The 13,605-nt window shown below is 37.3% G+C and carries 9 protein-coding genes; 4 read left to right on the top strand and 5 right to left on the bottom strand.

What is annotated here, in order from left to right; genetic code table 11:
- Nucleotides 1–738: 738 nt before the first annotated feature.
- A complete protein-coding gene (locus ACFIJR_RS06940) occupies nt 739–2,370 on the bottom strand; it encodes an ABC transporter substrate-binding protein (protein WP_375653864.1) in 1,632 nt (543 codons plus the stop codon).
- A gap of 927 nt (nt 2,371–3,297) precedes the next feature.
- A complete protein-coding gene (locus ACFIJR_RS06935) occupies nt 3,298–4,923 on the bottom strand; it encodes an ABC transporter substrate-binding protein (RefSeq protein ID WP_375653863.1) in 1,626 nt (541 codons plus the stop codon).
- A 1,096-nt stretch (nt 4,924–6,019) separates the two neighbouring features.
- Between ACFIJR_RS06935 and ACFIJR_RS06930 the strand changes: the two genes are divergently transcribed.
- The gene (locus tag ACFIJR_RS06930; RefSeq protein ID WP_375651883.1) at nt 6,020–6,301 is read left to right on the top strand and encodes a DUF6460 domain-containing protein; all 282 of its coding nucleotides are present in this window, start codon (nt 6,020–6,022) and stop codon (nt 6,299–6,301) included.
- A gap of 22 nt (nt 6,302–6,323) precedes the next feature.
- On the opposite strand, the gene ACFIJR_RS06925 is transcribed toward ACFIJR_RS06930, so the two are convergent.
- From ACFIJR_RS06925 to ACFIJR_RS06915, 3 genes are all read right to left on the bottom strand, one after another.
- Nucleotides 6,324–7,133, bottom strand: coding sequence for a TIGR02186 family protein (locus ACFIJR_RS06925; RefSeq protein WP_375627249.1), 810 nt, complete (start codon nt 7,131–7,133; stop codon nt 6,324–6,326).
- A 2-nt stretch (nt 7,134–7,135) separates the two neighbouring features.
- Nucleotides 7,136–8,056, bottom strand: coding sequence for a sulfite exporter TauE/SafE family protein (locus tag ACFIJR_RS06920; RefSeq protein WP_375627248.1), 921 nt, complete (start codon nt 8,054–8,056; stop codon nt 7,136–7,138).
- Between the two features lie 177 nt (nt 8,057–8,233).
- The gene (locus ACFIJR_RS06915) at nt 8,234–9,070 is read right to left on the bottom strand and encodes a hypothetical protein (protein ID WP_375653862.1); all 837 of its coding nucleotides are present in this window, start codon (nt 9,068–9,070) and stop codon (nt 8,234–8,236) included.
- Nucleotides 9,071–9,595: 525 nt separating this feature from the next.
- On the opposite strand from ACFIJR_RS06915, the gene ACFIJR_RS06910 reads away from it, so the two are divergent.
- From ACFIJR_RS06910 to ACFIJR_RS06900, 3 genes are read left to right on the top strand one after another with little or no spacing between them, the layout of a single operon-like run.
- A complete protein-coding gene (locus ACFIJR_RS06910) occupies nt 9,596–10,342 on the top strand; it encodes an electron transfer flavoprotein subunit beta/FixA family protein (RefSeq protein WP_375627246.1) in 747 nt (248 codons plus the stop codon).
- Between the two features lie 51 nt (nt 10,343–10,393).
- On the top strand, nt 10,394–11,314 hold the full coding sequence (locus tag ACFIJR_RS06905) for an electron transfer flavoprotein subunit alpha/FixB family protein (RefSeq protein ID WP_375653860.1): 921 nt from the start codon (nt 10,394–10,396) through the stop codon (nt 11,312–11,314).
- A 3-nt stretch (nt 11,315–11,317) separates the two neighbouring features.
- The gene (locus tag ACFIJR_RS06900) at nt 11,318–12,982 is read left to right on the top strand and encodes a 4Fe-4S dicluster domain-containing protein (RefSeq protein ID WP_375653859.1); all 1,665 of its coding nucleotides are present in this window, start codon (nt 11,318–11,320) and stop codon (nt 12,980–12,982) included.
- The last annotated feature ends 623 nt before the right edge of the window (nt 12,983–13,605 follow it).

Here is a 13,605-nt window from a genome sequence, read left to right as displayed (position 1 = left end):
CGAAATAAAATTAAAAACTCAACAGAAAACGATCTGATATAAAACGAAGGTATTAGGCATAACAGCATCTGTTGGAGATATCACAGTGCTTACAATTTGGGACATATCAGGCAAAGTTTCCTTTTGCTTTATCAATCAGACCTTTTGCTTCAAATTTCTTTTTTGATTTTCTAAAAAGTGTCGCGAAAACACCACGTCCGGTTACTTCAAGAGCCTCAATAAAAATTTGATATTTTGATGATTTTGAATGAATTGTAATTTGCTGAAATTGATCATTTACCCTCCTTCTCAAGAGAAAATTTGAATTTTTTCATCACTCCCCATAAAATAATACCCCAATTGCGGAGTGTTATCTTTCAAAACAAAAGGAAACATAACATAGGCATCATAAAAAACTGATATTCCTCTTTGCCTCCACACCAAAACTCTTCTTCAACATTGCAAAGTCTTTGCTCCTTTAACAATGCTAAATACCACAACATTTGTTGTACTAATTTTTTCAGCAAATGAATTGATCTCTTTTCAATTCATGGAAGTTGAAATATTAAGTTTAAACATCCAAGCAAGCACATCTTTAATGAGAATGAAAGATCCCTTAATAGAAATCTTGCAAAGACACTCAGCAATATATCCTCTATTATTCACAATCTTCAACGTATTGCAAAACATTTAAGAACTTTGCAATACGTCAAATATATCATGATCATGTTTTTTATATTTTATAAACCTGATACCTTCTTATTTTTCAATTGCACTATAAAAAATACGTGGTGCACTATTCCAAACCCACTTTTTGACATCAGGTGTCATCGCTACAGAAACATATGTCTGATAAATAAAAGCATAGGGTCCTTTCTGCATAAATTCACGTTGCAAATCAGCATACATTTGCACCCGTTTTTGGGGATCTTTTTCAAACAACGCATCCTTAACCTTTTGATTCATACTTTTATCAAAATACCCATGGCACCAACTAGCGTAGCCCGTATTTTTTGCCTCAAACCGATTATCTGGATTGTAAATAAGACGTGAAGCCATTGTATGGGGGTCCGCAGAGCCATTATTCCATCCGAAAAAAATCGTATCAAAACCACGCGCATAAAATTTTGAAAACAACTGCGTACCTACAAAACGTTCAATTTTAAAATGTACCCCAACCTTTTTTGCGTTGTCTTGAAGGGACTGAGCAATAGGTAAAGCAAAAGGATAAGGAGATGCCCCTGCAAAAATATTGGCCTCAAAACCATCCGGATAACCTGCCTCTGTTAAAAGTTCCTTTGCTTTTTGGAGATCAAGTTTAAAGGGTTGTCCTTCTTTTTCATCTAAAGCCCCAAGATTACCAAGAGGAATAAAACTTGCACGGGGAACACCAACATCTTTGAGAAGAGTCTTACCGAGTCCTTCATAGTCAATAAGATAGCGCATCGCTAAACGCACTTTTTCATTGGCAAAAATAGGATTTGTCACATTGAACCCCCATATGATCACGGATGGCTCTAACACTCTTTCAACTTTAATATCCGTTGTTGCTTGGAGATCTGCCAAATCCTCTGGCATCAGATTACGTGCAACATCGATATCGTGTTTTTCCAATAATAAACGTTGCGTTCCAGGCTCCGCAACATGGCGAATTAAAATCTTCTTCAGTTTAGGCGCTTCCCCCCAATAATTGGAGCTTGCACGCAATAAAAGAGCTTCTCCAGGACGCCAACTCTCTAACTGATAAGGACCAACACAAGCAGAATGACTTGCCAAATACCGGTTTCCCATATCGCCATCTTGTTCGTTTTTCATGAGTGTCTCACGATCCAGCAAGGCAGCAGTGCGATTAGTGGAAATATTGCTAAGAATGAGCTCTGCAGGATAAGGTTTATCAAATTTCATCACCACCGTTTTGTCGTCCGGTGCTTGAAAAGCCTCATCAACGTTTTGTTCTGTAATCCCATATTCATTAAATGTTGCCGCATTAGACAATTTCAATTTCACAACCCGCTTCATACCCCAAACAAGATCATTGGCATTGGCTGATCTACCATCGTTAAACTTTAAACCATCACGCAAATGAAAAGTAATCACCGTACTCTGGTCATCACTTAAAACATCCCAACTCTTTGCCAAAGAAGGAACCATTTTAGCTGCATCATCTGTAGCAGAAACGACCAAATTATCACAAATATTGTTAACCACTTCAATTCCATAACGGTCATTGAGTTGTGCAGGGTCAAATGTACTTATTGGATCCAGATTCCAAGCCATCACAAGCGTATCGGTAGGTGTTTTTGCTGAAACTTGTTGCACAAACATCCCCATTGCAAGAACAGCAGAAACAAAAGAACAGCTCTTTTTCAATATTTTTCTTTTCACGTTCATAGACTTTTCCTTTTAACGTTTATTGTATAAATTCCCTATGCAGCAAAACGTGCTTAATAATTAAGTTTAGACGAACTATAGGCTCCTAAAGACCAAGCTTTAAAATATTTAAGAACAAGCACCTCTTGCCAATGACTCCTCCTGCCTACACTTGTAAGCCAAACCAAAACATACAAAGGAAAACACTCTGGTATATAATGAACACTCACCAACAACAGAGCTTATTCACGATATCATAACGCCTACTATTGAAGACTATAAAACCAATATTTTTTCTCTATCTTGTTAAGCAAGCTTGTCTCTTTTATTTCTTCCAGCGTTTTGTATACCATCAAAGCACTAGCCCTTTCGGCTCACGTACCTTAATAACAAAGAGCTTTCATAATAATTTGACGATTTGATAAAACAGGAAAATTCGTTAGTTTGCCAAGTGCAACGACTTTTATTCCTTTTTCAAAAGGAAATTTGTTTTTTTTCATCACTCCCCGTAAAATAAGACCCTCCAATTGGTATCTCATCATCTTTCAAAGCAAAAGAAAATATGAACACCATAAAAAACTGAATCCCTTGTGTACCCACCCATACCAAAACTTTCCTTCAACATCGAAAAACCTTTACACCTTTAACACTACTAAATTCCACGACATTTGTTACACTTAGTTTTTTTATGTTACACTCAGTCTTTTAACAAATAAATTGATGACTTTTCAATTCAGAGAAATTGAAATATTCAATCTTAACATCCACACCAATACACCTCTAATGAGAATGAAAAATCCCTTTAAACGAATGTCTTAAAAAGACATTCAACAGTATATCACGCATTACCTATAATCTTCGACGTATTGCAAAGCTTGAAAATTTATACAATACGCCGAATATATCATGACAATGTCCTTCATCTATTGAACAGCATTGAAGACACGCTTATTTTTCAATTTTACTATAAAAAATATGCGGTGCACTATTCCAAACCCACTTTTTGACATCCGGTGTCATCGCGACGACGCCGTATTTCTGATAGATAAACGCATAAGGTCCTTTTTGCATAAGTTCACGTTGTAAATCAGCATATATTTGCACCCGTTTTTGCGGATCTTTTTGAAACAACGCATCTTCAACTTTTTGATTCATCTTGGCATCAAAATACCCATGCTGCCAACTAGGATAAGCTGTATTTTTTGCCTCAAACCGATTATCTGGATTATAAACAAGACGTGAAGCCATTGTATGAGGATCCGCAGAATCATTATTCCATCCGACAAAAATTGTATCAAAAGCTCGAGCATAAAGTTTGGAAAACAACTGTGTACCTGCCAATCGTTCAATTTTAAGACGCACACCCGCCTGCGCAGCACTATCTTGGAGTGACTGAGCAAGTAATAAAGTATAAGGAGTGTTTGATACGAGAAAATTTGCCTCAAATCCGTTCGGATAACCAGCCTCTGCTAAAAGCTGTTTGGCTTTTTGAATATCAAGCTTAAAGGGTTGCCCTTCTTTTTCATCCAAAGCCCCAAGATTGCCAAGAGGAATAAAACTTGCCCGTGGGATACCAATCCCTTTGAGAAGCTTCTTGCCAAAACCTTCATAATCTATAAGATAACGCATCGCCAAGCGCACTTTTTCCTTAGCAAAAATGGGATTCGTCGTATTGAAACCCCAATACATCATGGATGGTTCTAACACTTCTTTGATTTTAACATCTGTTGTTTTTTGCAAATCTGCAAGATCTTCAGGTGTCAAATTACGAGCAACATCAATATCATGTTTTTGCAACAATAAGCGCTGTGTTCCGGGCTCCGCAACATGGCGAATTAAAATCTGCTTCAGTTTAGGTGCTTGTCCCCAATAGTGAGAGCTTGCACGTAACAAAATCGCTTCTCCAGGGCGCCAACTTTTTAAATGATAAGGGCCAACGCAAGCAGCATGAGTTTTCAAATACTGATTTCCCAGATCACCGTTTTTTTCATGCTTCATAATCGTCTTACGATCAAGCAAAGCTGTTGCACGACTCGCAACAACATTATTCAGAATGAGCTCTGCTGGATAAGGCTTATCAAATTTCATCACCACTGTTTTCTCATCAACAGCTTGCAAAGCATCATCAACATTTTGTTCTGTAATTCCATATTCATTAAAAATTGCCGCATTACCCATCTTCAATTTGACAATCCGCTTCATCCCCCAAACAAGATCATTGGCATTAGCTGGTTTGCCATTATTAAACTTCAAACCATCACGCAAATGAAAAGTAATCACCGTACTGTGATCATCGCCTGAAACATCCCAATGCGTTGCTAAAGCAGGAACCATTTTAGCAGGATCATCTGTCGCAGTACTGACTAAGTTATCACAAACATTGCGAACAATTTCACTTCCATAAACATCATTGAGCTGCGCAGGATCAAACGTACTGATTGCATCAAGATTCCAAGCCATCACAAGGGTATCAGCCGGTGTTTTTGCTGAAACCTGTTGTACAACTACTCCCAGTGCCATAAGAGCAGCAACAATAGAGCTGCTACTTTTCAATATCTTTCTTTTTAAGTTCATAGACTTTTCCTTTTAAAGTTTATTGTATAAATTCCCCACGCAACAAGAATGCGCAAAATAATAAAATCAGACAAACCATAGGCTCTGAGAGATAAAGTATTAAAACGTTCAAACAACATCACTTATCAACCACTCCTCCTGCCCATAGTTACAAACCAACCCCCAATATGCACCGAGAAACAATCTAATATATGATGAATGACATAACCCATCACCAATCTATTGATAATATTACAACGTCTACCATTGAAAGCTATAAGACAAAGATTTCTTCTCTCTTGTCGAACAAGTTTACCTCTTCTTTACTCTAGCGTTTTTATGCCATCAAAGAACTATCCCCTGTTAGCTCAAAAATCTTAATAACAAAAAGCCTTCATAATAACTTGATTATTTCAACAAAACAGAAAAATTTGCCCATCATCCAACATCAAGCACCTCTACCTCTTCTGCAAAAGGAATTTTGAATTTTTCCATAATTCTCCACTAAATAACGGCTTCTCATTATATCTTATTTCCAAATAAAAGGAGCACGGGCACCACAAACCTCTAACATTCCCTCACGCGTCCGTACATAACAAAACTTTTTTCAATATCGTATTTTAAATATCTTTGCTCCTTTAACAACACTCAATTCATTGCTTATATTTTTTCAGAAAAAAAGATCTTTTCAATGCACTAAGGTTGAAATATCTGAATATAATATCTATATAAGCACACCCTTATTAGAATAGATAGTCTTTTTTTAAGTAAACTGTCTTGAAATATTATTTCTATACACGACAATAATAAGTTTGTTACAAAATCTTCAATATGCTAAAACTCTCACTCTGATGCGAAATATCGAAACGTTATAAAATTTCTCTACAAATTCTCAGAAACGAAAGGATCTCCCTTCATTTAATAAAAGAAGCGCCATGAAAATATCGCAAAAATGCAATAAAACATGTGCATATTTCAAAAACCAGCACCGTTAATCAGACTAAAGGTGATAAACTCAAAGTAAGAAAAAATAAAAAAATGTTTTTGCTTTATGATAGTAACATCGCCGCACTGATGATAATACAATAAGAAACACGATCTTCGAAAGTATATTAAAATGAAGCGGAAAAAAAGATTATCAGATTCTTTTCGTGCTTTTCTTGGAAGAAAATTAAGCAGCGTTAGTCTAAAATTGCTTATCCTGTCATTCTTCATTGGCATCGTAATGAATTTTTTGGGATGGACACACCGAAACCTCATACACAAAATAGTAGATTTTTTTAAATCACTATGGGAAGCAGGATTTATAACGCTTACAAATTTCTTCCATATAACTATGACGGGAGCTATTATTGTTGTGCCTATTTTTCTTATCTTACGAATTTTTCATAAAAAATAAAAGCCTTAACATTTTCCTTGCGTTAATCTTTTCGAAAAATCAAACGACATAAAAATCCTGTAGTAATAGCAATAATCACTGCAACAATACCATATAAAAAACGATACTTGTGCGCTGCATAAAAAATTGTATAAGCGATATGTGCTTTAACAATTTCAAGAGTCGTTGTTGCACTATCAATAAACTGTCCATCACGAAAAAGATAAGCACGAACTTTATAATGTCCAACCGGGATATTTGCTGGCAAACGAAAATGTGCTGTGAAAAGTGTGTCAGAACCAAAACGAACCCCACCCACTTCCTCATAATAAAGGCTTTTAGCTTTTTGCAACTTTATAAGTTCATCGCGAAAGATTTGTATTTTTTTCTGATCTTGTTCATCCGTCTGCAATGGCAAATAGAGTAATCCTAACCCCAAGCGTTTATAATCTTCAATGCTCGTAATATCGCCAATTTCACGCGTTGTGACCATAGAGTAAAAAAGAGGAACCTTTTTAAAAATAAGAGAATCTGTATTAACCCATACACCGGCATTGCGTTTTTTTTCTCGCATCACCATTGTCCGATCTTGTCCCTCCAAGCTTACAACAATATCATAACGGTTCTGTCGAGAATATAACGGATCAATATTTTCCAAAACACCAGCAATATAAAGATCACGACCAGCAAAATTTGCATCCACAGTAATCGTATTCGTTGTTACGATAATTTGGACAGTTTCGTGGTCAACTTGATCAATGAATGTAGCTGGCGTCCCAACATGTGACCATGTAGAAAAAGAAATAAAACAAAAGCAACCTGCAATGATGTATAAAGAAAATAATCTACCCATTTTTATCTCATAAGAATATCCAAAGAGAAAAGATTATCAGGGCGTATAAATAATTGAAAAGCAAGACGCATACACACAATCAACACTAAACATGCAAGCGCCATACGCAATTGTTCAGCCTTTAACTTCCGTCCAGCCCTTGTTCCATATTGTGCACCAATACTTCCTCCAAGCATTAACAAAAAAGCCAAGACAATATCAACGGACTGATTAGTCACACTTTGCAAAACTGTCGTGAAAGAAGACACAAATGTAATCTGAAAAAGTGAAGTCCCAATCACCACACTGGTTGGAACACGCAGAAGATAAATCAATGCTGGTATCATAAAGAACCCCCCACCAATTCCCATAATAGAAGACAACAATCCCACAATGAGACCAATCCCTAAAACTGGAATAATGCTAACATATATCATAGATGTCCGAAAACGCATTTTTAAGGGTAAGCGATGAATCCAGTTATGTCGACCAGCAAGACGAATATTGGCTTTTCCTGCCTTACGCTTGCGCATCATATCATACCAACTTTCAACGATCATCAAGCTTCCTACACTTCCAAGAAGAATCACATAAAGAAGCGAAATCATTAAGTCTAATTGACCTAACTTTTTCAAAACAGAGAAAACCTGAATCCCAATTAAAGAACCACCTCCTCCTCCAATCGCCAAAAGAATACCAAGTTTAATATCGAGCGTACGTCTTCTAAAATGTGTAATTGCTCCTGTTACAGATGACGCAATCATCTGGTTAGCGCCTGTTCCAACAGCAATAGCAGGAGGAATATTATAAAAAATCAATAACGGTGTGATGAGAAACCCACCACCGATTCCAAAAAGGCCTGAAAAAAAACCAGCAACGACTCCCATACCAATCAAGATCAGCATATTGAGTGACATTTCAGCAATTGGTAAATAAATACTCACTTACAGAACCTTCAAGATAATTTGAGATTTTTTACAACTAGAGAATCCTTCTCCAATTATCCTCTTTTCCAATAATTTCTGTTGCGTGTTTAAAAGAATAATTTTAGTTTCTATAGCTTTCGCACAAACACGAATGCGCAATACATTTCACATCTATTAACATCAACATCATACAAATTAAAAAAAACGAGCTCCTTTTAAAAAGCTATAAAGACATAACGTTATCGCTAGCACAAATACAACGGTTAAAAAACAAAGAACACTTTTTTTTACCAAATAAGATAAAAACGAGACATGTTTCCGAGACTGCACCTTTAAAGAAGAAAAATCATTCTCACTGCAATGATTAGATGCCTGAACACCCATCATACCCTTTTCTTCTATTATAGCACGCTTCACTACTCCCTCATCCTTTTTAAAAGAAGGTTTCAGAGCATCACTTAGCAAAATAGCATCACTGGGCAAAGAGCTTCTATTTTCTTGCTGCAACGTATTTTCAACATTTGTTTGGAGTGGAATTATACCGTTTTGTTTCGAAAAATTTTGCACCTTTTGAAGGAATAAACGTTCTTGATTGTCCTTACATTCCATATGAGCAAGTTTTTGTACAACAGAATCAGGTGATTTTGAACGAGATACCCGTCGTGTTACCGCTTCTTCTTCTAAGCTTTTTTTTTCACTCTGCAAACTTTTAACAATTGTTTTAATCTGCTCTAAAGACTCAAAAAGCTTTTTTTCTCTTTGACGACGCATATAATGTTCAGCCAAAATGGCTCGACTAATATCATCTAAGTAAGATTTAAAATGCTCTTCTACAGAACTCTGCTGCATCAAAGAATGGGGCGGATGCTTCATTTGCATTTGCGTATAAACGGTGCGTAATTTTTGAGCAATATCTGACATCGTTACTTCTACAGAAGTATCCATTCTCTCTTTCTGTTCAACAAAAGAAAAGAATTTACCATGCCTAATCTGATTGGTCGCCTGATCGATCGTATGACCCTTCGTATTCACAAACGCTTACCCCTCATTAACCTTTTTGAAAAGAATCGCAACAAATGATGAGAAAGTGTGGTCTATTTTAGTAAATAGAGCTTTAAGAACTCCTAAAAACTTTTTATTTTGCGCATTTGTTAGAAATATTTTTCCCCAATCTTTATCCAAAATATTTGAAAGAAAGTTCTTTAATTTTTCTGTCTTCAAGATTTGAAGAGCAAAATCATTCCCCCATTTTTATCTTTTTCACTTAATTTTTCATTGTATAAAGGGCCTATTGCACCATCATAAACAAAGCATAAGAAACTAAAAAAGAATATTCTCACAAGACAGATTGATTTTTTTACTTTTTATTCAAGCAAATAAGGCAATTATAGCAATGCAAAATATGAAGGTTGAAAATAACGACGAGAAAGTACAAGTAAACGTAAAAAAGCTTATATCAAAGAGAACACAAGTTATAAATGAGACTTCATTCTAAACAATTTGGTTTCTTATGAGTATTGCTATAAACTTGTGGGCATACAAACAAAGAGGATCATTATGAAGATAATTGTCGCTGTCAAACGTGTTGTTGATTATAACATCAAGATACGCGTCAAACCCGATAGTACAGGTGTTGATCTGTCTCACGTAAAAATGTCTATGAATCCTTTTGATGAGATAGCCGTGGAGGAGGCTATTCGCCAGAGAGAATCCGGTAAAATTTCAGAAGTTCTTCTTGTTTCAATTGGCCCAGAAGCAGCCCAAGAAACTCTACGAACAGGACTTGCAATGGGCGCTGATCGCGCACTTCTTGTCACAACGGATCAAACACTTGAACCCTTAGCAATTGCTAAGGTTCTCAAAGCTATTGTTGATGAAGAAAAACCCGATATGGTCTTTTTAGGAAAACAAGCAATTGATGACGATAGTAATCAAACAGGACAAATGCTCGCTGCTCTTCTTGGTTGGGGACAGGCAACTTTTGCCTCACATCTTAATATAGAAAATGGGCATGCTACAGTTACTCGTGAAGTTGATAATGGAACACAAACTCTTTGTCTTCCCCTTCCCATGGTTATGACCGCCGATCTACGGCTCAATGAACCGCGTTACACCTCTCTCCCCAATATCATGAAAGCAAAAAAGAAAATCATTGAACAAAAATCTCTTGCTGATCTTGGCATCGATACGGAAGCACGCTTAACAATTTTAAGCGTTGAAGAGCCAAAACCCCGTCAACCCGGTATTAAAGTGGCGAATGTAGCAGAGCTTGTCAGTGCACTAAAACAAAAGAACTGCATTTAATATTCTCACCACTAGAGTAAAAGCAACACTCACATAAAAGGGCAAAAACTTATGGCAATTCTTTTATTGGCTGATCATAATACAGAAGAAACAGCAAAAGTGCTCACCGCTGCACGCGCACTCAGTAATGATATCGATATTCTGGTTTGCGGAGAAAAAATTCAAACGATAGCGGAAAATAGTGCTAAACTTAGTGGTGTGCGGCAAGTTCTTATTGCAAAAGCAGACTATTTAGCCCATCAACTTGCCGAGCCTATGGCAGATACAATTCTCACGTTAGCAAATGATTATGATGTGATCATGGCTGCATCCAGCAGCACTGGGAAAAATGTGATGCCACGCGTAGCAGCCCTTCTTGATCTTATGCAAATTTCAGACATTACCGCCGTTCTTTCACCCGATACCTTCAAACGACCCATTTATGCAGGCAATGTACTTGAAACTGTCCGCACCAATGATTATAAAAAAATTATAACAGTTCGCACAGCTTCTTTCACACCAACGCCTTCCCAAAATAATTCTGCTCCCATTAAAATAATAACACCAGCTCCTAATCCAAATCTTTCTTCTTTCGTAAAAGCAGAAACCAACAAAAGTGATCGTCCTGATCTTACCTCTGCACGTGTTATTATATCAGGCGGGCGTGGTCTTGGTTCTCAAGAACAATTTATGGCACTTCTTCTTCCTCTTGCAAACAAATTAGATGCCGCTTTAGGTGCCAGCCGCGCAGCAGTTGATGCAGGCTACGCCCCCAATGAATGGCAAATTGGACAAACAGGAAAAGTCGTTGCCCCTGAACTCTATATCGCTGTTGGCATTTCCGGTGCAATCCAGCATTTAGCCGGTATAATGGATGCACAAATTATTGTTGCCATTAATAAAGATGAAGAAGCTCCCATCATGCAAATTGCGGATTACAGCCTTGTAGGTGATCTCCACCAAATTGTTCCAGAATTGGAGAAAGCTTTATAAACCATGAAAGCACCTCTGCATGACCAACGTGAAAGTATGGAGTTTGATATAGTCATTGTCGGAGCAGGACCTGCGGGACTTTCTGCCGCAATTCGTTTTAAACAAATTAATCCTGAGCTTTCTGTCACAATTGTTGAAAAAGGGACCGAAGTTGGCGCACATATTCTCTCGGGCGCAGTTGTTGACCCCATTGGTATCGATACACTCTTACCAGAATGGAGAAATGACAACGACCATCCCTTCACAACCCCCGTCACCCAAGACCAATTTTTTTTTCTAAAGCCTCAAAAAGCGACACTATTGCCCAATATTTTGCATCCCAAAATCTTATCAAATAACGGATGTTATATCGTTTCGCTTGGGAAAGTCTGCCGCTGGCTAAGCAAAAAAGCTGAAGCGTTGGGTGTTGAAATCTATCCTGGTTTTGCTGCAACAGAACCCATCATCCAAAAAGATAACGGAGCTATCATTGGTGTTCTCACCGGAGATATGGGGCTTAACAAAGATGGAACCCCTGGAAAAAATTATATGCCTGGTATGGCTTTATTGGCAAAATATACTCTGATTGCGGAAGGAGCACGCGGCTCAATTGCAAAACAACTGATACAACATTTTAATCTTAGCAAAAATCGTGAACCACAAAATTTTGGTCTTGGCCTCAAAGAACTCTGGGAAATTGATCCCCATAAACACCAACGCGGTTTAGTGCAACATTTCACGGGTTGGCCTTTGGACAATAATACCGGTGGTGGTGGCTTTCTTTATCACCAAGAAAACAATATCATTTCTGCCGGTTTTGTTGTGCACTTAGATTACAAAAATCCTTATCTTTCTCCTTTTGAAGAATTTCAACGTTTTAAAACACATCCAAAACTCTATGAAATCTTCAAAGGTGCAAAACGTCTTTCCTATGGTGCACGTGTTATCAGCGAAGGAGGTTGGCAATCTGTACCAAAACTCACCTTTCCTGGTGGGGCGCTTATTGGCTGCTCTGCTGGATTTGTCAATGTTCCTCGTATCAAAGGATCACACAATGCCATCTTATCTGGCATATTAGCTGCCGATAAAATTGCTACCGCTCTTGCCCAAGGGCGTGCCCATGATGAGGTTAAAGAAATCGAAGAACAATGGCGAAAAGGGCTCATTGGCAAAGATCTTTATAAAGTGCGAAATGCCAAACCGCTTTGGGCAAAATATGGGACAAAATATGGAATTAAACTTGCCGGTTTTGATATGTGGTGGCAACAACTGTTCGGATTTTCCTTATTTAAAACACTCCCCCACAAAAAGGAAGATTATGCATATCTTGAACCAGCAGAAAAATTTCAACCCATTGCTTACCCAAAACCAGATGGCGTTGTAACCTTTGATCGCCTTTCAAGTGTTGCCCTTTCCAATACGCACCATGAAGAAAATCAACCTTGCCATTTAAAAATAGCCTCATTAAAAAAACAAAAAGACTCCGAATATGCAATCTATGGAGGACCCTCTACACGCTATTGCCCCGCCGCTGTCTACGAGTGGCTAGAGGATAATGATCATCTGACTTATATGATCAACGCTTCAAATTGCATACATTGTAAAACATGCGACATCAAAGATCCGAACCAAAATATCACTTGGATCTGTCCGCAAGGCAATGAGGGCCCCTTCTATCCCAATATGTAATTCCCCAATGTACAATCATTGTTCACTCTCCTAAAATTGAAATATACAAAACGCAATGAATAAAAATATTCTCCTCAGATCAGAAATCTATCAATCACCTTCCTGCATACACAATGTAAAAAGGACTCTATTCTTATATAAAACACTCTCCCCACCGTATGACTTTTTTCAATAGCAAAACATAACATATTTTTATCAAAAATTTTTATCTAAATGACAAAACAATAATGAATATATTCTTGAAAATTCTGCAATAAAGAAACAGCCGCGCTTCTCGAAAAGAAGGAAAATAAGTCCGCTCTACTTTGCTCCCTCTCCCACATGATCCAAAATGCTTTTAGCCCCTCATAAGAAACATCAATTGTTTTAACTAGCCAAGAACAAAAGCCATGACGATGCGTTTCAAGTTTATTTTTTCTCCTAAACTTTGCCAAGTAATGCTCACTAAAGAAAACCACAGACAAATGTAGAAAAAACGTTGCGAGATAACGAAATAAAGAGCATGCTTGTTCAAGCCCTTTCAATGGTTCTACTGATAATGACACGAAAAAAATCTTTAACCTTACATTAACCTTTTATTTTTTCATCAAGGATAATCGCCTTGCATCTAACCTTTACCAATA

This window comes from Bartonella sp. OD88NMGDW (assembly GCF_042193775.1).
GTDB classification, from domain to species: domain Bacteria; phylum Pseudomonadota; class Alphaproteobacteria; order Rhizobiales; family Rhizobiaceae; genus Bartonella; species Bartonella grahamii.
The sequence above is the reverse complement of the archived record's forward strand: the minus strand, read 5'-3'. Positions and strand labels throughout refer to the sequence as shown.

Bases quoted from the DNA above. Each gene is read 5' to 3' on its own strand.
- ACFIJR_RS06940 (WP_375653864.1), bottom strand. From the start codon at position 2,370: ATGAACGTGAAAAGAAAAATATTGAAAAAGAGCTGTTCTTTTGTTTCT.
- ACFIJR_RS06935 (WP_375653863.1), bottom strand. From the start codon at position 4,923: ATGAACTTAAAAAGAAAGATATTGAAAAGTAGCAGCTCTATTGTTGCT.
- ACFIJR_RS06930 (WP_375651883.1), top strand. From the start codon at position 6,020: ATGAAGCGGAAAAAAAGATTATCAGATTCTTTTCGTGCTTTTCTTGGA.
- ACFIJR_RS06925 (WP_375627249.1), bottom strand. From the start codon at position 7,133: ATGGGTAGATTATTTTCTTTATACATCATTGCAGGTTGCTTTTGTTTT.
- ACFIJR_RS06910 (WP_375627246.1), top strand. From the start codon at position 9,596: ATGAAGATAATTGTCGCTGTCAAACGTGTTGTTGATTATAACATCAAG.
- ACFIJR_RS06905 (WP_375653860.1), top strand. From the start codon at position 10,394: ATGGCAATTCTTTTATTGGCTGATCATAATACAGAAGAAACAGCAAAA.
- ACFIJR_RS06900 (WP_375653859.1), top strand. From the start codon at position 11,318: ATGAAAGCACCTCTGCATGACCAACGTGAAAGTATGGAGTTTGATATA.